The sequence below is a fragment of the Halotalea alkalilenta DSM 17697 genome (assembly GCF_000621205.1).
Taxonomy (GTDB): Bacteria; Pseudomonadota; Gammaproteobacteria; order Pseudomonadales; family Halomonadaceae; genus Halotalea; species Halotalea alkalilenta.
Window position 1 is genome coordinate 62,644 of record NZ_JHYY01000035.1, and the last position, 24,110, is coordinate 86,753.

General features: G+C 66.5%; 16 protein-coding genes. 1 reads left to right on the forward strand and 15 read right to left on the reverse strand.

Annotated features, from left to right (window positions below; genetic code table 11):
- Positions 1–88: 88 nt before the first annotated feature.
- From Q376_RS0107085 to Q376_RS0107125, 8 genes are all read right to left on the reverse strand, one after another.
- Positions 89–1,357, reverse strand: a complete 1,269-nt coding sequence (locus Q376_RS0107085; protein WP_027349737.1) for a TRAP transporter large permease — start codon at positions 1,355–1,357, stop codon at positions 89–91.
- Positions 1,354–1,890 (reverse strand): TRAP transporter small permease, encoded by a 537-nt coding sequence (locus Q376_RS21695; protein ID WP_052365029.1) that lies wholly within the window; start codon positions 1,888–1,890, stop codon positions 1,354–1,356. The genes Q376_RS0107085 and Q376_RS21695 overlap by 4 nt, the downstream gene beginning before the upstream one ends.
- A complete protein-coding gene (dctP, locus tag Q376_RS0107095) occupies positions 1,887–2,912 on the reverse strand; it encodes a TRAP transporter substrate-binding protein DctP (protein WP_155834187.1) in 1,026 nt (341 codons plus the stop codon). Before dctP ends, Q376_RS21695 begins: the two co-directional genes overlap by 4 nt.
- Before the next feature lie 266 nt (positions 2,913–3,178).
- Positions 3,179–4,525, reverse strand: coding sequence for an N-succinylarginine dihydrolase (gene astB, locus Q376_RS0107105; RefSeq protein WP_027349739.1), 1,347 nt, complete (start codon positions 4,523–4,525; stop codon positions 3,179–3,181).
- Between the two features lie 34 nt (positions 4,526–4,559).
- Entirely contained in the window at positions 4,560–6,047 is a 1,488-nt protein-coding gene (gene astD / locus Q376_RS0107110) for a succinylglutamate-semialdehyde dehydrogenase (protein WP_027349740.1), read from the reverse strand.
- A 13-nt stretch (positions 6,048–6,060) separates the two neighbouring features.
- Positions 6,061–7,119 (reverse strand): arginine N-succinyltransferase, encoded by a 1,059-nt coding sequence (astA, locus tag Q376_RS0107115; protein ID WP_027349741.1) that lies wholly within the window; start codon positions 7,117–7,119, stop codon positions 6,061–6,063.
- Positions 7,116–8,156, reverse strand: coding sequence for an arginine N-succinyltransferase (locus Q376_RS0107120; RefSeq protein ID WP_027349742.1), 1,041 nt, complete (start codon positions 8,154–8,156; stop codon positions 7,116–7,118). Before Q376_RS0107120 ends, astA begins: the two co-directional genes overlap by 4 nt.
- Before the next feature lie 107 nt (positions 8,157–8,263).
- The gene (locus Q376_RS0107125; protein WP_027349743.1) at positions 8,264–9,472 is read right to left on the reverse strand and encodes an aspartate aminotransferase family protein; all 1,209 of its coding nucleotides are present in this window, start codon (positions 9,470–9,472) and stop codon (positions 8,264–8,266) included.
- A gap of 267 nt (positions 9,473–9,739) precedes the next feature.
- Between Q376_RS0107125 and Q376_RS0107130 the strand changes: the two genes are divergently transcribed.
- The gene (locus Q376_RS0107130) at positions 9,740–10,267 is read left to right on the forward strand and encodes a hypothetical protein (protein ID WP_043446622.1); all 528 of its coding nucleotides are present in this window, start codon (positions 9,740–9,742) and stop codon (positions 10,265–10,267) included.
- Positions 10,268–10,687: 420 nt separating this feature from the next.
- Here the strand turns inward: Q376_RS0107130 and glgX are convergent, their stop codons facing one another.
- From glgX to glgA, 7 genes are all read right to left on the reverse strand, one after another.
- Positions 10,688–12,847, reverse strand: a complete 2,160-nt coding sequence (gene glgX / locus Q376_RS0107135) for a glycogen debranching protein GlgX (protein WP_052365030.1) — start codon at positions 12,845–12,847, stop codon at positions 10,688–10,690.
- Positions 12,848–13,030: 183 nt separating this feature from the next.
- Positions 13,031–13,390 (reverse strand): DUF2934 domain-containing protein, encoded by a 360-nt coding sequence (locus Q376_RS0107140; RefSeq protein WP_043446655.1) that lies wholly within the window; start codon positions 13,388–13,390, stop codon positions 13,031–13,033.
- A gap of 73 nt (positions 13,391–13,463) precedes the next feature.
- Positions 13,464–16,115 (reverse strand): malto-oligosyltrehalose synthase, encoded by a 2,652-nt coding sequence (gene treY / locus Q376_RS0107145; protein WP_027349747.1) that lies wholly within the window; start codon positions 16,113–16,115, stop codon positions 13,464–13,466.
- On the reverse strand, positions 16,112–18,199 hold the full coding sequence (gene malQ, locus Q376_RS21705) for a 4-alpha-glucanotransferase (protein WP_052365031.1): 2,088 nt from the start codon (positions 18,197–18,199) through the stop codon (positions 16,112–16,114). Before malQ ends, treY begins: the two co-directional genes overlap by 4 nt.
- A complete protein-coding gene (gene treZ / locus Q376_RS21710) occupies positions 18,196–20,079 on the reverse strand; it encodes a malto-oligosyltrehalose trehalohydrolase (protein ID WP_052365032.1) in 1,884 nt (627 codons plus the stop codon). Before treZ ends, malQ begins: the two co-directional genes overlap by 4 nt.
- A 60-nt stretch (positions 20,080–20,139) precedes the next feature.
- Positions 20,140–22,380, reverse strand: a complete 2,241-nt coding sequence (glgB, locus tag Q376_RS0107160) for a 1,4-alpha-glucan branching protein GlgB (protein WP_043446629.1) — start codon at positions 22,378–22,380, stop codon at positions 20,140–20,142.
- Positions 22,381–22,442: 62 nt separating this feature from the next.
- On the reverse strand, positions 22,443–24,014 hold the full coding sequence (gene glgA, locus Q376_RS21715) for a glycogen synthase GlgA (protein WP_052365033.1): 1,572 nt from the start codon (positions 24,012–24,014) through the stop codon (positions 22,443–22,445).
- Positions 24,015–24,110 lie beyond the last annotated feature (96 nt).

A 24,110-nucleotide genomic window follows, 5' to 3' on the forward strand; every position in this document is an offset into this window, starting at 1 on the left:
TCGGACTAACAGGCATACGAATACGACCAAATGGCTAGGCTAGACGGCTAGGAAAGAGTGCAGCGGTGAAACGCGAAAGAGCGGCGCCTCACCCCTTGGCCAGCCACAGCGCCAGGGCGGGAAACAGGTAGACCAAAATCAATGCGACCACCATCAGGGCGAAGAACGGCACCACGCCGCGCACGATCTCCCCCATCCGCGCGCCCGCCACCGCCTGGAGCACGAACAGGTTCATCCCCACCGGCGGAGTGATCAGCGCGAACTCGATCATGATCACGAAGAGGATGCCGAACCACACCAGATCGATTCCCATGCCGAGCAGCGAGGGCAGCAGGATCGGCACCATCAGCAGCAGCAGCGAGACCGACTCAAGGAACAACCCGACGACCAGCACCACCAGCGCCACCACCAGCAGGAAACCGAGCGGAGTGGTGAAGGTCGCGGTGATCTGGGTGGTGATCTGCTGCGGGATGTCGTAGAGCGCCACCGCGTGGCCGAACAGCTTGGCACCGATGATGATCAAAAACAGCGTCACGGTAGTGCGGAAGCTGTCGAGCACCGCCTGGCGCAGGTCGGCCCAGTTGAGCCTGCCCATCAGCCCGACCAGCAGAACCGCTGCCACCGCACCGATTCCCGCTGCCTCGGTGGGCGTGAACGCGCCGGTGTAGATGCCACCGACGATCAGTACCGCGAGCCCGAGCGCAGGCAGTGCACCGCGGCTCGCCCGCCAGCGCTGTTTCAAGCTCTGCGGGGCGAGGCGCGGCGCGCCATGGCGGGTGAAGGCGTGAACCAGGCAGGCCAGCATGAAAAGCCCGGTCAGCACCAGGCCCGGAACGATACCGGCGAGGAACAGCTCGACGATCGACTCTTCGGTGATCGCGCCGTAGATGATCAACGGGATGGAGGGTGGGATCAGCACCCCGAGGGTACCGCCGGCGGCCAGCAGTCCGTAGACGAAGCGTTTCGGATAGCCGCGCGAGGTCATTTCACCGATCGCCACGTTACCTATCGTCGCCGCGGTCGCCACCGACGAGCCGCAGATCGCCGAAAACAGCGCGCAGGAGAGGATCGTCGCAACGCCAAGCCCCCCCGGCCAGTGGCCGACCCAGCTCTGCACCGCAGCGAACAGATCACGTCCCATACCGCCCCGCAGCAGCACGTTCGACATCAACAGGAACAGCGGCACCGAGAGCAGTACGAAGCTATCGATCCCCTCGATCAGCCCTAGCGGTATGCTGATCATAGGAATATCGATCCACCAAAGCATCACCGCCGCCAGCAGGGCGAAGGCGAATGCCACCGGCACCCCGGCGGCGAGCAGTGCGAGCAGCGCCGCCACCACCCACCAGGCGCTCATTGCGCCACCTCCCGCGCCGGCCGGCGCTGGCCGCGTACCAGACGGACGAGCTCGAGCAGCGCCTGGGCGCTGAGCAAGCCGAAGCCGATCGGCACCGCCGCTTCGCTGGTCCAGGCCGGCAGCATCAGAAGGCTCGCCGAGGCGCGCCCCACGCTCAGGCTCTCGATCAGCGAGATCATGCCGAACCAGGTGGCCAGCAGGCTGAAGGCGAGCACCGCGACGAGCGCCAGCAGGTCGCTCACCAGGCGAACGCGCTCGCCTCCCCATTCACGGATCACCGTGATGCGAATCAGGCCGTCATGGCGCAGCACGTAGGCGGCGCCGAGATAGGTGGCCCACAGCTGGGCGAGCAGGGTCAATTCCTCGACCCAGATCGAGGGCGCGTTGAGCAGGTAGCGCCACACCACTTCGTAACAGATCGCCACTGCCACCACAGCGAACAGCCAAGCGCCGAGCAGTGCAGCGAACTCGGCGAGCCGGTCGATCGGGTTGGCGTGGGATGCGGTGGCGATGGAACCGCGCTCGGGCATCATGGCAGGCGCTCCTCGCTGGGACGGTTGATCCGTTCGACGGCCTCGAGCAGCTCGGCACCGAGCGCGCCGCTCTGGGCCAGGAAGGCCGCGCGAACCGGGCTCGAAGCTTCGCGCCAGCGCTCGCGCTCGGCGTCACTGAGCTCGACCACTTCGGCACGCTCGGCGACGAACGCCTCGGCCTCACGCTCGAGACGCGGGATCTGGTCGCGCAGCTCCAGTTCGGCCTCGCGCGCGGCGGCGGCGAGCACTTCGCGCTGGCGATCGTCGAGCGAGCGCCAACGCTGGTCGTTGATCAGCACCACGAACTCGACGTCTGCGTGGCGGGTCAGGGTGATATGGGGCATCAGCTCGTAGAGCCGCCTCGATTTGATCGCGAGGATGCCGGAGAGCCCGGCATCCACCGTGCCGCGCTGATAGGCGAGGAACTGCTCGGCACCGGAAAGCAAGGTTGGCGCGGCACCGATCGCCTCGATGAAATCCCCCACCGTCTTGCCGAAGACCCGCACCTTGCGCCCGGCGAGGTCCTCCGGCACCCGCACCGGATGGTGGCTCATCACCACGGTGCTGCCGTAGGGTTGCCACCACAGCACCCGGGTGCCGGTCTCGAGCAGCGCTCGATCGAGGCGCTGGCGCACTGGGCTATCGATATCGATCGCACGCAGTACGGCCTGCTGGTCCTCGAATAAAAACGGCAGGTAGAACAGATCGACCGCCGGCTGGATACCGGCGAACTGGGTCAGCGAGGCGATACCCATATCGATCGCCCCGACCCCGACCGCCTTGGGGATCATCTTGTCGCTGTAGAGCTGCGACGAGGGATAGATCACGATCCTGAGCTCACCATCGCTGAGCGCTTCGACCCGCTCGGCGAACAGCGCCAGGTTCTGGCCGAGGGCATGGGCCTCGGGCAGCTGGGAAGCCAGCCGCAGAGTGGTCGCTGCACGAGCTTCGAAAGAAAAGAGCGCCGCACATAGCACCATCAACCCGAACAGCGCGCGGCGAGAAAACATGATTGACGGCATGATGGACGGCACGGCGAGCGCAAGGCGCTGATGGAGATCGAAAAGTCGCGTTCGCAGCGGGCTTTCATCCGCTTCGTCGGAGACTCGGGGGAGATGGATCGTACCAGGGGGAAGGAAGCTGACAAGCGGCGCCGTGGGCACCGCAAGCTTATTAAGTTTGAATTATGAAATTCCGGCAGACGATTGCCGTACTTGCCCTGAGAGCCTGATTTTCCGGCAGATCATGCCCATGACCCGATGATGTGACTATCCAGCTTCGACATGCCCTATCGCTTCCCGTAGAGCCCTGGCAGATCGAGGATCTGCTCCAGTTCCTCGAGCGCGCAGAAGGTCTCGTCAGCGAGCCGGGGGTCGGTGAGGTCCTCAGGAGAAAGCCGATCACGATAGTGGCGCTCGACCCAGGCGGTGAGATCGGCATAGAGCGAATCGCACAGCAAGAGCCGCCCCCCCAGCGCTTCGCGCTCGACCCCGCTCAGCGCCACCCGCAAACGCAGGCAGGCGGGGCCGCCGCCGTTGCTCATGCTCTGGGTGACGTCCTGGACCAGCAGCTCGCTGATCGGATTGGGGCCATCGAGCAGCAGGGTCTGCAGCGCGAACCACACCGCCTCGTTGCGCTGGCACTCCACCGGCACCACCAGGCTCATGCTGCCGTCGCCATTGGAGAGCAGCTGGCTGTTGAACAGGTAGCTGGATACCGCATCCTCGAGCGACACCGCTTCGATCGGTACACGCACCGGCAGCAGCGACGTACCGTCGAGCGACAGCATGCGTTCGCGCAGCGCCTCGAGGGTCGGTTCCTCGTCGGCGAAAGCGAGTTCGTGGTAGAGCAGCACCGGGCCATTGCCGACGGCGATCACGTCGTTGTGGAAGACACCCGCGTCGATCGCCCGTGGATGCTGGCGGGCGAACACTGCACGGTGATCACCCAGGCCATGCTGGCGCGCCACCGCCTGCGAGGCGGCAAGGCTCTGGCGCGCCTGGAAGCGCTGCGGCGCCATCGGCCCCGCGTCGTCGCCGTCGTCACGCCCATAGACGAACAGATGGACGCCGGGCCCCCCGTGGGCGGCGCACAGCCGGGTATGGTTGGCCGCGCCCTCATCGCTGAGCGCCGGGGTCGCCGGCAGCGCCGGGTGATGGACGAAGTGGCGGGGCGAGGCGAATACCCGCGCCAGCATAGCGCTGGTGAACGATACCTCCAGGCTGCGATGGAGGCTCGACTGGAGATTGGCCGGGGTGAAGTGGACCTTGCCGTCCTGGCTATCGGCGCTGGGCGTCACGGTCGCCGCATTGGCCACCCACATGCTCGATGCCGAGAACGCCGCACGCAGCAGCGCGGGCGCCTCGCGAGCAGCCTCGTCGAGCATCCCCGGCCCATGGAAGCCGAGATCACTGAGCGTCGACAGCAGCGGTCGCGGCGCGGGGGGAATCACCCCCTGCAGGTAGCCCGCGTCTTTCAGCGCCTTCATCTTGGCCAGGCCCTGCAAGGCTGCCTGACGCGGGCTCGAGGTCAGTCCCGCGTTGTCGTGCGAGGCTAGGTTACCGTGCGCCAGACCGCTGTAGTTGTGGGTCGGGCCGACCAATCCATCGAAATTGACTTCGCGAACGTCGCTCATCTCTATTCTCCAGGAGCCACCACCAGGTGGCGCATCAGAGCTGCAGGCCCGGGGGCAGCGTGGTGGGCAGGTCCAGCACCGGGCTCTGCATCGAGGCCACCGGGTAGGCACAGTAGTCCGCGGCGTAGAAAGCACTGGGGCGGTGATTGCCGCTCTCCTTGACGCCGCCGAAGGGCGCGTCGCTGGCCGCACCGCAGGTCGGCCGGTTCCAGTTCACCACCCCTGCGCGCACGCGCAGCGAGAAATCCTCCCACGCCGCCTCGTCGCCGCCGAGCAGGCTCGCCGCAAGCCCGTAGCGGGTGCGGTTGGCAAGCTCGATCGCCTGGTCCCAGTCGCGATAGCGATAGAGCGTCAAGAGCGGGCCGAAATACTCCTCGTCCGGCAGCTCCACTCCGGTGGCGTCGACCAGCCCTGGCGACAGCAGGCTCGTGCCCTCGGCGAGCGAATGCATCCGCAGCAGCACCTGGGCGCCACACTCCTCGAGCTCGCGCTGGGCGTCGAGCATCCGCTCGGCGGCCTGCGGACTCACCAAGCCACCGTAGAACGGCGCGGGCTCGTCGAACTGGCCGCCGACCCGGAGCCTTGCCATGGTCTGGATCAGGCGCTCGGTCAGCGCCACACCCCAATCGCCGTCCGGCACCAGCAGCCTGCGCGCGCAGCTGCAGCGCTGGCCTGCGGAGAGGAAGGCGGAATTGACGATATTGACCACCGCCGCGTCGATCCCGCAATCGTCGCGGACCACCAGCGGGTTGTTGCCACCGAGCTCCAATGCCAGCAGCTTGTCGACTTGGCCTGCGAACTGGGCATGAATCTGCTTGCCGCTCGAGGCGCTGCCGGTGAACAGCACGCCGTCGAGGCCCCGCTGGCGGGTCAGCGCCTGGCCGACCTCACGACCGCCCTGGAGCAGATTGATCACCCCCGCGGGCAAGCCGGCCTCGAGCCAGCAGCCGAGCACCAGGTCTGCGCTTTTAGGGGTCAGCTCGCTGGGCTTGAACACCACGCAGTTGCCCGCCAGCAGCGCCGGTACGATATGGCCATTGGGCAAGTGGCCTGGGAAATTGTAGGGACCGAACACCGCCATCACCCCGTGGGGACGGTGGCTGACTCGCGCACGCATATCCCCTTTGTCGACTACCCGGGTACCCGCTCGCTCGAGCTGCGCTTCGATCGACACTTTGACCTTGTTGATCATCGCGTCGACCTCGGTGAGCGTCTCCCAATAGGGCTTGCCGGTCTCCTCGGCGAAACATCGCGCCAGGGTCGGGCGATGCGCGCGCAGGCGTTCGCGAAAGCTCTCGACCAGCGCCGTACGCCGCTCGAGCGGCGCGCGCGCCCAGTCGGGGAACGCCGCACGGGCCGCCGCTACCGCCTGGCGTACCTGGGCCTCCGAGGCGCTGGCGCCCTCCCACAGCGGCGTTCCCGCCACCGGGTCGCGCTTGTCGAAGCGCGCGCCCTCCCCATCGACCCAGCGGCCATCGATCAACTGACGCCGTGACGGCGCAAGGCTAGGTGTATCGGACATCTGATCGCCCCCCTCAGCATTCCAGCACGCGCAGATAGTCACCGTTCGATACCTTCAAGCGCTGCGCCTCGGCGAGGCTCAGCACCAGGCGCTCTTCGCGGGGCGCACGCGAGACCCAGGCGGCCCGAAAGTCCTTCGCCGCTCCATCCCGCGCGACCAGCCAGCGAGGCCGAAAACCGCTGGCGCGGGCCTCGCGGTCGCTGGCCTCGGGGTCTACCCGCGCCACCAGCCGACGGCTGTCGCGTACGCCGCGAACGTCATCGATGTAGGCTTCCATGGTCGGCCCTCCATCGAAGATGTCGATGTAGCCTTCCCAGCGCAACCCCTCATGGGCAAGCATCGCGATCGCCGGACGAGTCTGGTCGTGGACTTGACCGATCGCCAGTCTCGCTTCCTGGGTCAGGAAAGCAGTATAGATCGGGTATTTCGGCATCAGTTCGCCGATGAAGCCCTTTTCACCCAGGCCGATGAGCCGGTCGGCGTCGCCGAAGTCCATTGGCAGGAAGCGACTGCCGAGGCTCTTCCAGAACGGACTCGCGCCCTGATCGTCGACCCGGCCACGCATCTCCGCCAGCACCCGCTGGGGAAAGCGCTCGCGCTGGGCGGCGATGAACAGCCAGCGGACCCGCGAGATCATCGTACCGAGGCGCGAGCGCAAACCGCTGCCGCCGCGCCAGGCCGGACGAAGATAGAGCGAGCACACCTCGGCGTCGCCGGTGTGGTCGGAGGAGAGGAACAGGGTCTCGAGCAGCCGGTGGAGGCCGAGTTCAGGAGAGCAGTGGGCGAGCCGCCCAAGGCGGTAGTGATAGAACGGCGAGCTCAGCCCCACCCGGGCCTCGATCGCGCAGCAGCCAGCGATTCGCTCGGCGGAGGAAGCCTGATCATCTTCGAGGACGAAGAAGTAAAGCTGTGCCCCCTCGCCGCGCGGGTCGAGAAACGAAGCCATGCTGTGCTCGATCTTCGCGCGCAGGAACTCGCGATTGTCCGGCAGCGAGGTGAAACCGACCCCGGTCTCGCGGGCCATCTGCTGTAGCGCATCGAGGTCATCGAGCTGGATCGGGCGTACGATCATCTCTCCTCCACCGTCGACCGGGGCGGCACCAACTGCAGCCGCCCGCCGCTTTCCATCCCCAGCGCGCGCCGCGCCGAAGCGCCCAGGTGCGCGCCGCCGTCGGGATCGAGCACCGCTGGCGCGGACACTACGCGAAAATCGTCGAGCCCGCTGCGCGCCACCAGTGCGCATGGTGCATCCGGGCCGGGCTCGCCGGGTGCCAGGGTGCAGCCGCGGCTTTCGGCCACGGTGCGAAGCCGCTGGGCGCGAGCGGTGAGCACCGGGCCGGCATCGAAGATGTCGATGTGGCGGCCCGGCTTGAAGCCTTCGTCGAGCATCGCCTGGCGCGCGTGACGATGGGCGACGTGGGTCTCACCGATCACCTCGCGAGCCTCGGGCGTCAGCAGCTCCTCGTAGAGCGGCAGCTGCGGCATCATCTCGGCGACGAAGCTCTTCGCCCGGCGCCCGGCGTGGAAGTTGATCTCGGCGAAGTCGCGATCGAAGAAGTGGCGCCCGACGCTCTCCCAGAACGGCGAACGGCCGCGGGCGTCGAGGACGCCGGCGAAGGCCACCGCGCACCAGTGGGCGAAACGCTGCGGATGCTGCTTGATGAAGGCGAGCCGCGCTCGGCGCAGCAGCGCCACCGCCTCGAGGTCGTCGCGATACTCCGGCGCGACGGCCAAGGCGCAAAGCTGGGTGGCGGTGGATATTTCGTGCGAGAACGAGAGCACGTCGACCTCCTGGCGCAGGCCGAGCCCTGGGGAGGCATGGATCATCGTCTCACGACGATAGGTGTAGTAGGCCTGGCCGCTGCCGGCCTGCGCCCGGAGCGTGGCGGTACCGACCAAGCGGCCGGCGACGGTGTCCTCGAGCGAGAACATGTAGACCTCATCGCCGGGCGTCGCGATCTCGCGCTCGAGCGAGGCGCGGGTCGACTCGATCCGCGCCTCGAGACCCTCACGCCATTCGGGCAGATTGGTCAGCCGCGGAACGGCCTGGGCCGCCAGCGCGATCAGCGCATCGATGTCCCGACGCTCGACCAGACGAACGACCAGCATGCGCGAACTCCTAGCCATGCGGGAATGGAGAAGCCGGCGGCGGCAACCGCCGACTCTAGGGGAAACACCGCGCGAAACGAAGCTCGACGCGGTGAGAAATGCGCAGGTCAGCCAGCGATACGGGCCAGCGCGCGATCGAGACGCACCATGCCCTCTTCGATCTCGGCCGGAGTGATCACAAGCGACGGGGTGAAGCGAAGCACGCCGGGACCCGCGACCAGCAGCATCAACCCCTCTTCGATCGACGCCTCGAGTATGTCGCGACCGCGCTCGGCGTACGGCTCGGCCAGCTCGGCGCCGATCAAAAGCCCCTTGCCGCGAACCTGACTGAAGACCCCATAGCGCTCGCCGAGCGCTTCGAGATGGCGGCGAAACAGCGCGTGGCGAGAGGCGACGCCATCGAGCACTTCATTGGAGCCGATGGTCTCCATCGCGGCGAGACCGACGGCGCTGGCCAAGGCGTTGCCGCCATAGGTCGAGCCGTGCGTGCCGACCACGAAGACCTTGCCGATCTCATCGGTGGTGAGCATCGCGGCGAGCGGAAAGCCGCCGCCGATCGCCTTGGCGGTGGTCAGCACGTCGGGCACCACGCCGTATTCCATGTAGGCATAGAGCGAGCCAGTGCGCCCCGCCCCGCACTGCACCTCATCGAACACCAGCAGCGCCTGGTGCTGGTCGCAGAGTTCACGCAGGCCGCGCAGGAACTCGGGGTCGGCCGGCCTGACGCCGCTTTCGCCCTGGATCGGCTCGACCACCACCGCGCAGGTCTCATCGTCGATCAGCGCGCGTACGCTGTCGAGGTCGTTGAACTCGGCGTGCTCGATGCCCCCGGGTACCGGGCCGAAGCCCTGGGAGTACTTGGGCTGGCCGCCGACGCTGACGGTGAAGAAGGTGCGGCCATGGAACGCCTGGCGAAACGAGATGATCTTCTGCTTGTGCTCGCCATGCATGTCGTGGGCATAGCGCCGCACCAGCTTGAACGCGGCCTCGTTGGCCTCGCCCCCGGAAGAGCAAAGAAACACCTTGTCGGCGAAGGTGTGCTCCACCAGCCAGCGGGCGAGCCTGAGCGCGGGCTCGTTGGTGTAGACGTTGGAGAGATGCCAGACCTTGTCGGCCTGGGCCTTCAACGCCTCGACCAGCCGAGGGTGGCAGTGGCCCAGTGCGTTGACCGCGATGCCGCCAGCGAAATCGATGAACTCTCGGCCCTCTCGATCCCACAGTCGGCTACCTTCGCCTCGCACCGGGATCACGTTCTGCGGTGCATAGGTGGGCAACATGTAGGTATCGAAATCTGCACGGCTCGGAGTCCAGCTCATGGCGATCATCCTGTGGAATTGTGATTCGAGGCCTGGCCTCGACGGTCCGCGGGCCAGGCCGAATAGTATGCGACGCGTCGAAGGCGTTGGCGAGGGCAGCAAGCGCACCGGCATACCCATCTTGCATGAGGCTTGCCGATTGGGCATCGACGCCGCGCCACCTCGACCTATCGCCTATGCTCGGAAGGTGACGTACGTCCCATACGACGGCGGGAAAGCCGTCTCTCCCGCGATAGGCGGGTGATTCAATCGACCAGGAGTCAGACCATGCGTGCATACCATCATCGACTTCCCTTGGCACTGGCCGTCTCGTGCGCGCTGCTCGCCGGCGCCGCGACCGCCCAGGCGCAGACCCAGAGCGGGCCCCAGGGGCTCTACTCGGCCAGTGAACTCAACGATGCCAACGTCTATCTGCGCGACAACCCCAATCAGGCGATCGGCGAAGTCGAGGACATCCTGCTCGGCGAGGACATGAGCGTCCAGGCGCTGGTGATCGACGTCGACGGCCTGCAGGGCAGCGGCGACCAGGATAGAGTGATCGAACGTGGCCAGTTCACCGTCCAGACCCTCAATGACGACGATATCGAGCGTCTCGAGTATCGCGTCACCCTCGATCTCGATGCCGACGGAGTGCGTGCGCTGCCGGTCTACGACAACGACTGGTGGAACCAGAGCCGGGCGGGACTCAACCGGCTGTGGGAGCAGACCCAGCAAGGCGCGCAGAGCGCTTGGGAAAGCACCAAGGAGACCACCTCCAACCTGCTCGACCGGGCTCGCGAAGCGATCAACGACTGACCCTCGCCGCGAGTCGAGAAGCGAAAGCGCCGCGAGCTCAAGCCTCGCGGCGCGCAGATTAATGACAACCCCCTTTTGACCCAGCGACGCTCTCGATCCTGGCGAGTCGAGAACCGTTTGGGTCCTAACGCACCTCTAGCTCGCTTAGATGCGAGGGGCGGACCCCTCGCGCTCCCCCTGAAAGGGGACGCGCCGCCACGAGATCGCGAAACCCTGGCCGATCAATCGCTTGCCCTCGGGTCGGCGCGCATGGACGTCCCTGTCCGGGCGCGCCTTTTGCGACATCCATGTCGCAAACCCCGGTGCAAGCGATTGCCGGCCAGCGCGCTCTCGGAGGCGGCTGGAAACCATCGTGGCATCTTCAAATACTTTGTCAGCAGTCTGAGCGCCGCGAGTTCAAGCCTCGCGGCGCGCTGGTTTCTACTGCTGCGCCTTGACCAGCTCGAACAGCACCAGGCTGCGCGGCTGGCAGACATAGCCGTCATCGTAGCCCTGCGGCGCGCTCTCGGGCGCCTCGGGTTGGAAGGTATCCACCAGCCGCACCCAGCCGGTGCCGTCCGCCACGTCAGGCAAAGTGAACTCGACTTCCTCGAAGTGCGCATTGACCAGCAGCAGCAGAGTGCTGTGCCAGCCAGGGCGGCGAATCCCGGTCGGCTGGGCGCGGCCGTCGAGCAGCATGCCAAGGCTCTTGGCATGGGCATGCCCCCAGTCCTCGAAGGTCATCTCCTCGCCATCGGTGCGGATCCAGGTGACGTCCTTGACCCCGATGTCCGGATTGAATTCACCGGTGCTGAAGCGCGTACGGCGCAGTGTCGGATAGCGCTTGCGCAGCGCGATCACCCGCTGGGTGAAGCGCACCAGCGCCTGCCCCTTGTCGTGGATGTCCCAATCGACCCAGCCGATTTCACTGTCCTGGCAGTAGGCATTGTTATTGCCACCCTGGGTGCGGGCGAACTCATCGCCGGCGAGCAGCATCGGCGTCCCTTGGGAGAACATCAGCGTCGCGATCATGTTGCGCATCTGGCGCTGGCGCAGCTGGTTGATCTCTTCATCGTCGGTTTCGCCCTCCACACCATGGTTCCAGGAGAGATTGTCGCTGTGGCCGTCGCGGTTCTCCTCGCCGTTGGCCTCGTTGTGCTTGTCGTTGTAGGAAACCAGGTCGTTGAGGGTGAAGCCGTCGTGCGCGGTGATGAAGTTGACCGAGGCGTGGGGCTTGCGCCCGCGCTGGTTGAAGAAGTCCGCCGAGCCTGAGGCCCGGGTGGCGAACTCGGATATCTTGTCTTCGTCGCCCTTCCAGAAGGCGCGCATCGTATCGCGGTAGCGATCGTTCCATTCCGCCCAGCCGGGTGGAAAACGCCCGACCTGATAGCCACCCGGACCACAGTCCCAGGGCTCGGCGATCAGCTTGCACTGGCTCAGTACCGGATCCTGTCGGCAGGTATCGAGGAAGCCACCCCCTTCGTCGAACCCGTAGTCCTCGCGGCCGAGGATGGTGGCCAGGTCGAAGCGGAAACCGTCGACCCGCATCTCGGTGGCCCAGTAGCGCAGTGAATCGGTGACCATCTGCAGCACCCGCTGATGGCTGAGATTCAGCGTATTGCCGGTGCCGGTATCGTTGATGTAATAGCGCTTGTCGTCGGGGAGCAGCCGGTAATAAGTGGCATTGTCGATCCCCTTGAACGAAAGCGTCGGCCCCATCTCGTTACCCTCGGCGGTGTGGTTGTAGACCACGTCGAGGATCACTTCGATGCCCGCGGCGTGCAGGCAGGCGATCATCTGCTTGAACTCGTTGACCGATTCGGTCGCCATGTACTTCGGATGGGGGGCGAAGAAGGCCAGCGTATTGTAGCCCCAGTAGTTGTGCAGCCCTTTCTCCTGCAGATGGCGGTCGTCGACGAAAGCATGGATCGGCATCAGCTCCACCGAGGTGACGCCGAGCTTCTGGATGTATTCGACCACCTGCGGCACGGTCAGCGCCGAGAATGTGCCGCGCAGCGCCTCCGGTACCGCCGGATGGCGCATGGTGTAGCCACGCACGTGGGTCTCGTAGAAGATCGTCTGGTCCCAGGGTATGTGGATCTCGCGGGAGCGGCCCCAGGTGAAAGCGGGGTCGATCACCCGGCACTTGGGCATGAAAGGCGCGCTGTCGCGTTCGTCGAAGGAGAGATCGCCCTCCTCGTCGCCGATGACGTAGCCGTACAGCGCATCGTCCCATTCGAGCTCGCCGACGATCTGCATCGCGTAGGGATCGAGCAGCAGCTTGTTGGGATTGAAACGATGCCCATTCTCGGGATCGAACGGGCCATGTACCCGATAGCCATAGAGCTGGCCGTGACGCGCATCCGGCAGATAGCCGTGCCACACCTCGTCGGTGTACTCGGGCAGCTCGACACGGTCGGTTTCGTTGCCGCTGTCATCGTAGAGACACAGCTCCACTTTGGTGGCATGCGCGGAAAACAGGGCGAAATTCACCCCCAGCCCATCCCAGGTGGCGCCGAGCGGGTACGGGAGCCCTTCCCGCACACGAGTGCGATGGGTCGCATCGAACCCTTCGATCACCTCCCGCTCGTCGGGCGCCATGCCCACCGCGCCGCCTGATCCCTTCGCGGACCGCGCTCCAGATGAGGCTTCCGCCCACTCGATATCAGCGTCTTCCTTCGGTGCTCGATCATCCATCGTGGCTTCCTCACCTGACCATGCCGAACTCACCGTCCGCAGCGACCGCCACGGACGGTCTTTTCCCTCGATATCGCGCTACCCCATTCACTCCTTCGGCGGCGTCGGCGCCTTGCCGCGTCCGCGGCCCGGTTTCTTCGCCGGCGTCTCCACCGTTTTGCCCACCGCTTTGTCCGCTGCCTTGGCCGACGGCTTGGTGGCGGCCTTGGTCGACGCCCGCTTGGGTTTGATCGCGGCGGGCGCGGGCTCGATCGCAGCCTTCCCTACGCTATCCGGGCTCTCTTCGCCCGCCGCGGCATCGCTGCGCGCGGGCTGGGCCGACTCACCGCGCTCGGCGGCCACCAGCTTGCACGCCATCTGCCAATGCAGGTCATGCTGACCACTCGGACGCCCCTCCGCTTCCCAGATCCGATAGGCCAGCTGCCTGATCCTGAGTTCCTCGTCCATCACCATTTCCCCCTCGGGCCCTCGCCCTGTCACTGTCTCCCGTTGTCGACACACTCGATTACCGAGCCTGCCATCACCCCGCCCCTACAGCATCGCCCACCAGCAATGCCACCGGGGAGGTCGCCAGTAGGCTGGAAACGGCGAGCCGCCCCTCCTCCTGGTGTCTCGCCGAGGCCTCGAAGGTGGCGCCACTGAGCGCGTCGCACCAGCCCTCGAACCCCTGAGGCAAGAGAACCCAGCTATCCTCCCAGCACTGCGCGGGTACCAGCGGACGATCGATTCGACGTTCACCGATCAACGCCTGAACGTGCAGCGGCACGACCACCACGACAGCGCGCGCGGCGTCGATCCTGGCGAAGGCGAGCAGCCGTTCGGACTGCGCGCCCCCCACGACCAGAGGCACGTACTCGCCCTCGATGAAAAGCCGCGGCGATTCGCGGCGCAGCCCAAGGGCTGCGTTGATCAACTGCTGCTTGAGCTCGCCACCGAACCAATGGTCCAGGTAGTGATCGAGCGGCTGGACACGTTTCAACGCCTGGCGCCGGCGCTCGAAGTCGACGGGGCGCCGGTTGTCCGGATCGACCAGGCTGAAGTCCCAGAACTCGGTGCCTTGATAAAGATCGGGCACTCCAGGTGCTACGTACTTGATCAGCGTCTGGGCCAGAGAATTGAGCGCACCGACAGGTGCGAGTTCGGCGACCAGCGCCTCTATCTCGGCTCGCACGCTGGCGCCACGCGCCTCGAGCAGCAGCGCGTTGATGAACTGACGACATCCCGCCTCGTAGGCTTCGTCCGGGAACAGCCAATGGCTCGCCAGCTTGGCCTCTCGCAGCGCCTTGCAATGCCAGGAGCAGATCCTCTCGGCGAACTCGTGCATCCCGGCTTCGTCCTCGTTGCCGAGCGCGGGAGGCCAGGCGCCGACGATGATCTGGTACAGCACCAGCTCGTCGCCGCGGTTCGGCACTTTCGGATCATCGCGGATCGAACCGCTCTGCTCGACCCAGCGGGAGACGCACTCGGCGTACTCCTCGGCCCGCTCGGAGAGCACGGCGAGCCGGGCGCGGAGATCCTCGCCACGCTTGTGGTCATGCGTCGCGGTGGTCAGCATCGAGCGCGGGAAACGCTGCGCTCGACGCAGCTGGGCGGCATGGAAGGCATCGACGTCGAGCGAGAAGACGTCAGGCTCGAAGCCGACATCGTTACGCGCCAGCGCGGCGGCGAAGCGGTATCCGGCGGTGTCTTCCAGCGCCTTGGCCGCCACCGGCGAGGTCAACTGCTGGAAGCGGGCGATGGCGTCGAAGCGCAGACCGCGCCTGGGCTCGGCGAACTCGCCCGGCGCCTCGCCACCGAGCCAGCGCTCGAACGTCTCGAGCAGCGCGCGCTCGGGCGGGTCGAGCCGCTCGGCGGCGAAGGCACGGGCATGCTCGAAGTGCACCTGGTCATCGAGCGGGCGGCCGTCGATATCCGCATAGGTGCGATAGACCGCGAAACCGACGATCAGCTCGCGCAGCGCGCGGCGAATCCTGCCCAGCGGCGTCTCGCGCTGCCCGGGCTCGCTGCGGGCCACATCGAACAGCGAGCGCGCCGCGCGCTCGAATTCGCTGGCCAGGTGGGAGTCGAGGATCAAGCGGCGCGCATCGACGAGCTCCTGCTCGAAGCCCGGGCGATGGGAGAAAGCGCGCCACAGAGTGGTCATCACCCCCTCGCCCTCGGGCAGGTGCTGCAACGCGGATATCTCGTTCATGAACTCGTAGCCGGTGGTCCCATCGACGTCCCAGTCGAGGTGCAGCCGTTCACCGTGGCCGAGGATCTTCTCGACGTAGATCGGCAGGCGCTCGCCGGGACGCAGGCGCTCGAGCCGCTGGCGCAGCCGCAGGCAGTAGCCTTTGGGATCGCGCAGCCCATCGATGTGGTCGACCCTCAGCCCATCGATCAAGCCACGCTCGATCAGCTCGAAGATCTTGGCGTGTACCGCCTCGAACACCTCCTCGCGCTCGACCCGCAGGCCACCGAGGGAGGTGACGTCGAAGAAGCGGCGCCAGTTGATCTCGTCCACCGCGCTGCGCCAATGGGTCAGCCGGTAGTGCTGACGGTCGAGCAGTGCCTCCAGCCGCTCGCGTCCGCTCTCGTCGGTGCCGTCGAACGCGGCCAGCGCCCGCAGTGGGTCACCGTCGCCATGGGCAAGGATCGCATCGAAGTGCAGTGGGTCGACCGGGAAACGGTGTTCGAAGTAGTCGAAGCGGAACTCGCCGGCGTCGAAGGCCAGGACCAGCTCCCCCGTGGCCAGCGCCTCGAGCCTGGATGCGCCGAGAAACGGCGCGAGCAGCTTGCCGTGCAGCAGCGGGTCGTCGATCTCCCAGTCGACATCGAAGTAGCCGGCGTAGCGGCTCTGGCGGCCATGGCGCAGCAGGTCCTGCCACCATGGGTTGTCGCGACCGCCGACCGCCAGATGATTGGGGACGATGTCGGCGATGATGCCGAGGCCGCGCTTGCGTGCTGCCTCGGCGAGCCGCACCAGTGCCGCTTCACCGCCGAGCTCGGGATCGACCCGGCGGGGATCGACGCCATCGTAGCCGTGCATCGATCCGGGGGTGGCGGCGAGCAGCGGGGATAGATAGAGGTGGCTGACGCCCAGCGTCTCGAAGTAGTCGACCAGCTCACGGGCGTGGTCGAGAGTGAACCCGCGATGGAGCTGCAGTCGCTGCGTGGCACGCAGATCGCTCATCGCACCTCCTCGGCCCGGGTGGGCCCGGTCGCATCCGGGCAGCGGGCCAGCAGTGTCGCGCGAGCACGCAGCCGGGGATCGTGGCGCAGCGCATCGACCTCGACCGGCAGCCGCCGTCGCCAGTTGGGATGCTGGTCGATGGTGCCCGGCAGATTGGCCTGTTCCTCGAGGCCGAGCAGGTCCTCGATCTGGACCAGTACCAGCGGCGAAGGCGTGCGCGCAAGGTGTACCAGCAGCGCATCGATCAGCCGCGCCACGCCTTCGGCCGAGCGATCCTCGAGTTCGAGCTCGAGACCGAGCATGCGCACCAGCGCGGCACGGTCGCGTGCGCGTGCCTGGCGCTCGCCCACGACGTCGTCGATCAGCCCGAGCCGCTCGCGCCAATCGATGTCGCGGCCAAGCCACCAGCCGGCCACGGTCGGCAGGTCATGGGTACTGCTCAGCGCGGCCGCGCGGGCGGAATATCGCTCGGCCGGAGCGAAGCCGGCGACCCAGGCGCCATCGTCGAGCTGAATCCACGCGTCGCGTTCGAACCACACCACCTGCATACCAAGCACGCCGAACCGGTCGAGCCACTCGCGAAAACCGGGCGGCACGGTACCCAGGTCCTCGCCGATCACCCGCACTCCGGCGCGGTGCGATTCGAGCGCGATCAGGCGCATCAGGGTCTCGAATGGATAGCGCAGATAGGCGCCGTCCATCGGCGAGCCCCCTTCCGGCAAGAGCCACAGGCGCGCCAGTCCCATCACATGGTCGATGCGAATCGCACCGACACCGCGCATCGCGGCGCGCAGCATGTCGATGAAGGCGCCATAGCCGTGCGCTTCGAGCCCGAACGGCGAAAAGGCAGCGACGCCCCAGCCCTGCCCCCTGGGCGAGAACGCATCGGGCGGCGCACCGATGGTGGCACCGTCGAGCAGCTGGTCGCGTCGGCTCCAGGCCTGGCTGCCGCCGGGGTCGGCGCCGACCGCGAGGTCATTGATCAGACCGATCGCCATGCCCACCTCGCGCGCGCGGCGCTGCGCCCGGTCGAGCTCCAGCGCCATGCGCCACTGGGCGTAGGCGTGGAAGGTGATCTCGCTCGCATGCGCTGCCGCCCATGCAGCCACCTCGGGAGCGCGAGGATCGCGCAGCGCCGGCGGCCAGCGGCGCCAGTCCCCGGGCAGGCCTTCCAGGCTGCAGAGCGCTTCGAAACGGCAGTGGTCCTCCAGCGCCTCACCGCCTTCCCGTCGGTAGGCCGCGAAGGAGGCCCGCGCCTGGGGCTCGTCATCACGCTCGAACGCCTCCCAGGCGGCACGCAGCTTCGGCCATTTGCGCGCGGCCAGCGCTGGCCAATCGATCAACTCGCTCGAATCCGGCGCGGAGTCATCCGCATCCACCGCGATGTAGAGCGGATTGCGCCACTGCCGGCTGGAGGGCGAATAGGGGCTGATCCGCGCGGGCTCCGCGGCGAACAGCGCGTGAACCGGGCTGATCGCTACTGCGTCCGCGCCCAGCTCCGCCATCGCTTCGACCAGGCCGACCAGCGCGAGACCGTCACCCGTTCCCCCATCTCCCGATCGCCGCAGGGAGTAGAGCTGCGCGGCGACGCCCCAGCGTGGGGAGCGATCGTCGGACCCGAAACAGCGCTTCGGCGCCACGGCGAGGCGGCGAGAGAGCCGGCCGCCGTCGGCGCCATCGATCTCGATCCGGTAGTAACCCAGCCGCTCGGGCAGCGTCACCGCAAGCGAGGCCTCGAGATGCTGCGCCAGGCAGATACTCTCGTCTTCCTCGAAAACCAGCCGCAAATGCCCTCCCACGAGCCTGGGGGCAAGCGATGCGGGCAGCGCGAAGGGCGAGCCGAGCTCAGCCACCAGCAGCGGTGGCAGCTGCTCCGGATCGGTCGGCGCGCGGCGTGCCTCGAGTTCGGCGATCGCCGCCTCGATCAGCGCTCGGTCATCGACTGGCTGGCCGAGTGCTTCGATCAACCGCCGCAGTGCCTGCGGCGCCAGCCGGTGGGTCTCGCCGGTCACCGCCAGCCACTCGGGCTCGATACCGAGCGCTGCGCCGAACCGCTGGAGCTGATCGTCGTAGTCATCGCTCATTGCCGCACCCCGCCAACCGCCTCGACCACCTCGACCAGCGGCTCTTCCTCTTCGGCGACCGCCTCATCGGAAGGCGTACCGTATTCGAGCCAGGCCAGCGCCGCGTGGGGGCCCAGGGTACTGCTGGAAAGGCCGGTCCAGCCGCCATCGGCGCTCTCATAGAGCAGTGCGGCATGACGGGTATCGACCAGCGGCAAATCGATCACCCGCTCGCCGAGATTGCAGGCGATCGCCAGCACCTGACCATCGTTGAGGGTCCAGCGGCCGATCACCGCCGCCTCCGCCAGCACCTCGGCCCCCAGGCAGAAGCAGCCCTCGAAACGCGGCACCAGCCGTTCGGCGCGCAGCCGCAGCAGGGTGCGATAGCGTTCGAGCCAGCGCTGGCCGCGCACGCTTTCGCGTCCTTCCCAGTCGGGGATCGATGCCTGGAAGGTGGCCTCGGCATTGGGGTCGGGAATCCTCGCCCTGGCGGACGCTTCGGTGAAGCCCGAGAATTCGGCGAACTCACCGCGCCTTCCCTCGCCCACCGCATCGGCGAGCTGGTCATGGTGATCGGTGAAGAACAAGAAAGGCTGCTCGGATCCCCATTCGTCTCCCATGAAGATCAGCGGCATCAGCGGCGAGAGCAGCAGCATCACCGTGGCAGCGTGCAGCTGCTCTTCCGGGCACAGCAGGGTAAGCCGTTCACCGAGGGGACGATTGCCGATCTGGTCGTGATTCTGGAGGAATATCTGGAACGCGCACGGTGGCAGCCCAGCGCTCGATTCGCCACGCGGCTCGCCATGGCGCGTGGCTTCGCCTTGATAGACGAAGCCCTCGGCAAGCGCGCGGGCGAAACGCTCGGTGGGCCGCTCGGCGAAGTCGGCGTAATAGCCTTCGTGCTCACCGGTGAGCAGTACGTGGATGGCATTGTGCCAGTCGTCGGCCCATTGGGCGGTGAAATGACCGGGCTCGGCGCGATCGAGCAGGCTGGCCTGGTTGAATTCGTTCTCGAGCACCAGGTGGAGGTGCCGCCCGGCCGCGGCCTGGCGCGCCCGGCGGCTGAGCTCGAGCAGGAAACCGCGATCGTCGATCGCATGGACGGCGTCGAAGCGCAGGCCGTCGAAGCGATACTCCTCGATCCACTGCACCGCGTTGTCGATGAAGAAATCGCGCACCTCGCGGCGACGGAAGTCGATCATCGCCCCCCAAGGGGTAGTGGCATCGTCGCGGAAGAATGCGCTGGCGTAACGTGGCAGGTAATTGCCGTCCGGCCCGAAGTGGTTGTAGACCACATCGAGCAGCACCGAGATGCCGAGTCCGTGGGCGGCATCGATCAGCGCCTTGAGCTCGGCGGGCGTGCCGTAAGAGGACTCCACCGCATAGGGCAGTACCCCATCGTAGCCCCAGTTCCGCCGCCCCGGGCACTCGCTGATCGGCATCAGCTCGATCGCGGTGATGCCAAGCTCGGCCAGCGCCTCGAGGCGCTCGCGTACGCCGTTGAAGCCACCGAACGCACCGACGTGGAGCTCGTAGACCACCAGCTCGCGCCAGGCACGACCGCGCCAGTCGCCATGGCGCCAGGGGTAGTCGGTGTCGACGATCAATCCCGGGCTGTCCGGCCCGTCGAGGCATGCGCGCGCGGCGGGATCGGGCACGTCGAAATCATCGTCGATGCGAAAGCGATAGGGCGTGCCGTGCGCCGCGGCGCAGCGCACCTCGAAGTGGCCTTCGCCTCGATCCTCGAGGGCGATCAAGCGCGGCGACGGGGAGTCCGCGCCGAGCACCAAAGATACGCGTTCGGCATCGGGCGCCCATAGCGCGAAACGCCGCAGTCCACCGTGCTCGTCCGTGACTCCGAACGCGCGGGAGCGATGGTGTCCTCCATGCTCTGTCGACATCGCACACCTCCTCGGATACGTGGACCGACTTTCACTTCCGCCACCGCCCTCTCCGAGCCTTCAGACCACCCAATCACCCTGGCGCAGGTAGAGCGTGGCGAGCGGCGGCAAAGTCAGTTCGAGCGAGGCGGGGAATCCGTGACTGGGCGTGTCATCGGCATAGACACCGCTGTCGTTGCCGGCATTCGAACCGCCATAGAAGCGGCTGTCGCTGTTGAAGCGCTCGACCCAGCGGCCGCTGGAGGGCACTCCGAGGCGATAGCCCCGGCGCACTATCGGCGTGAAGTTGCTCACCACCAGCACCGGTGCGCTGCCGGCATCGGCGAAGCGCAGGAACGCGAACACGCTGTTCTCGCTGTCATCGCCCACCACCCAAGCGAAGCCGCGCGGATCGCTATCGCGCAGGTGCAGCGCGGGCTCTTCCAGATAGAGCCGATTGAGATCCGCGAGCGCGCGCTGGATACCGTCATGGGCGGGGTCGTCGAGCAGATACCAATCGAGCTCACGATCGTGATCCCACTCGCGCCATTGCCCCAGCTCGCCGCCCATGAACATGAGCTTCTTGCCGGGGTGCGCCCACATGAAAGCGTAGTACGCGCGCAGCGTGGCACGACGCTGCCAGTCATCCAGGCCCGACATCTTGGCGAGCAAGGAACCCTTGCCGTGCACTACTTCATCGTGGGAGAGCGGCAGTACGTAATGCTCGGAAAAAGCGTAGACCGACGAAAAGGTCAGCTCATTGTGGTGATAACGCCGATGGATCGGGTCATGAGACATGTAGGTGAGGCTATCGTGCATCCAGCCCATGTTCCATTTGAAGGTGAACCCCAGTCCGCCGGTGGCCACCGGTGCGCTGACGCCGGGCCAGGCGGTGGACTCCTCGGCGATCATCATCACCCCGGGGTACTCCTCGCCGATCACTTGATTGAGATGGCGCAGGAAGTTGACCGCCTCGAGATTCTCGCGACCGCCATAGACGTTGGGCAGCCATTCGCCCTCGAGCCGGCTGTAGTCGCGATACAGCATCGAGGCGACCGCATCGACCCGCAGCCCGTCGATATGGAAATGCTCGATCCACTCGAGTGCGCTGCTGATCAGAAAACCCGCCACCTCGTTGCGCCCGAAGTTGTAGATCAAGGTGTTCCAATCGCGGTGGAAACCCTCGCGCGGGTCGGCATGCTCGTAGAGCGCGGTGCCGTCGAAACGCGCAAGGCCGTGGGCATCGGAGGGGAAGTGGGCAGGCACCCAGTCGACGATCACGCCCATCCCCGCGCGGTGGCAAGCGTCGACGAAGGCAGCGAAGGCCTCAGGAGGCCCGAAGCGCGCAGTGGGCGCGAACAGCCCGAGCGGTTGGTAACCCCAGGAGCCGGCGAAGGGATGCTCACCGACGGGCAGCAGCTCGATATGGGTGAAGCCAAGATCGGCAACGTAGGGAATCAGCTCGCGGGCCAGCCGATCCCAGCCATAGCTCTGGCCATCGGCATCGCGACGCCAGGAGCCGACGTGCAGCTCGTAGATCGATATCGGTGAAGCGTGGGGGCGAAAACTACGCCGTCGCTGCATCCAGTCCTGATCGTGCCAGACCAGGGGGCGTGGATCGGCGACCACGGAAGCGGTGGCCGGCGGACATTCGGTCTGGCGGGCGACGGGGTCGGCCTTATCGAACAGGGCTTCGCCATCCGCGCCGATGATCGCGTACTTGTAGCGCTCCCCCGCCCCTAGGCGCGGCACGAACAGCTCCCAGACGCCGGAGTTGCCGCGCAGACGCATGGTATGACGTCGCCGATCCCATGAGTTGAAATCGCCGATCACCGCTACGCGCTTGGCATTCGGCGCCCATACGGCAAAGCGCGTCCCCTGTACGCCATCGAAGTGGATCGGCTTGGCACCGAGCGCATCGGCGAGCCGATGGTGGCGCCCTTCATTGATCAGATAAAGGTCCAGTTCGCCGAGCAGCGGGCCGAAATCATAGGGGTCTTCGCTTTCGTGAACGATATCTCCCGGCCATGACACCCTGAGGCGATAGTGCCGATCAGGCTGCTGGTCGAGTACCTGGGACTCGACTCGACCGCAGAACAGCCCGTCACCCAGCGGATCGGTCAGCTCACCGACGCACTCTCCCGCTTGATCGACCACCTCGACCCGCTGCGCTCCGGGAAGCAGCGCCCGCACCCAGGCACCATCACGCATGGGAAAACGCCCCAGCAACTCGAAGGCCCCGCCGTGGCGACCTTCGACCAGCGCTCGTCGCTGATCGGCATCCAGTCCCATTCTTGCATCGATGGTCATGACTTCATCCATGATCGCCGCTGTCTCCTTGGCCCAGCCCAGATATTCCATCCCCACCGAGCGCTAGGCGTGCGTCAATTGGAGTTCACGAGCGTCTTCGATTCGTCTTCCCGAACGACCGGAGGAAACGCCTGATCGATCAAACCTCGATAAAGATGAGCGTAGGGCACGCTCGATACGCTCCAGTGATAGTGGATACCCATCGCCGCTCGGCGCATGGCATAGAACAGGTCAGTGGTGCGATAGACCGAGAAGGCGCGGTTGATCGCGGCCTTGAAACTCTCGACGGTCATACGATCGAACAGGAACCCGGTCACTCCGTCCTCGATGGTATCGACCAGCCCGCCGGTGCGATGGGCGATCGGCAGCGAGCCGAAGCGCTGGGCGTACATCTGCGACAGGCCACAGGGTTCGAAGCGCGAAGGCATCAGCAGGAAATCGCTCCCGGCGAAGATGCACCGCGCCTCGCGTTCGCTGAAACCGACGCGCACCCCGATCGCCCCTGGGAAGCGCGCCGCGAGATTGCGAAGCGCGCTTTCGATCGAGGGTTCCCCTCGGCCGATCACCACCAGCTGCCCGCCTTTGCGCACGATCGACTCGGCGGCGGCGATGGTCAGGTCGACCCCCTTCTGATGGACCAGCCGGGAAACCACCGCGAACAGCGGCCCGTGGCAGATCGCCAAGCCGAACATCTGGCGCAGGTGCTCGCAGTTGATCCGTTTGCCGATCCAGTCGCTGGTACCGAAGCCGCGCAGCAAGTGGGCGTCGCTTTGCGGGTCCCAGGTATCGTCGATGCCATTGGCGATACCGCACAGCCGCCCCTGCTCGGCGCGTTCGCGCAGCAAGCGCTCGAGCCCACAGCCGAACTCCTCGGTGGTGATCTCGCGCGCATAGGTGGCGCTCACCGTGGTCAGCTGCTCTGCGTGGACCAGGCCAGCCTTCATGAAAGAGAGATTGCCGTAGAATTCGAGCTGATCGGTGCCCAACGCCTCGGGCGGAATGCCCAGGCTTTGGTGGTAATCCAGCGGGAAGAGCCCTTGGTAGGCGAGGTTGTGGATGGTGAACACACAGGGCGCCGGCTGCCGCCACCAGTGGAGATAGCCGGCAGCGAGCGCGGTAGGCCAATCGTTGAGGTGGAGCAGATCGGCCTGCCAGGTGGGATCACCCACGCCCGAGGCGAGCTGGGCGGCGGCAAGCGAAAGCCGACCGAAACGGATGTGGTTGTCGTCCCAGTCGCGCCCGTCCGGCGCGAGATAGGGCGACCCCTCGCGCTCGAACAGCTCGGGACAGACCAGCACGTAGACGATGAGCCCATCGGGCAGGTCGATCCGCGCCAGCTCGCACTCGGGAATTCCCGCCAAAGCAGGCAGGCGGCCGACCTCGATCAATGGGTACCCCGCGCCGACCACCTGGGGATAGCCCGGGATCATCACCCGCACGTCGAAATCGGACGACATCGCCCGCGGCAGCGCCGCGGAGACATCGCCAAGGCCACCGACCTTGATGAAATCAGCGGATTCCGGTGTGACGAAAAGCACCTTGCGCCGTTGCGGCGCATCTTCCTCATCGTACCTGGCGGGGTGCGAACCATCGCGCACTGCACCCACCAGGGCCCGAAAGTCATTGGTGATCGCGCTGCTGCCCATGATTTCCCCCCGTGTCCGCGCCGGTGACCGATCGAGGCGGACCGGAGGATGAACGCGAAGCGAAACTCAGCGTCCCACCGGGCACCTCACTCAATG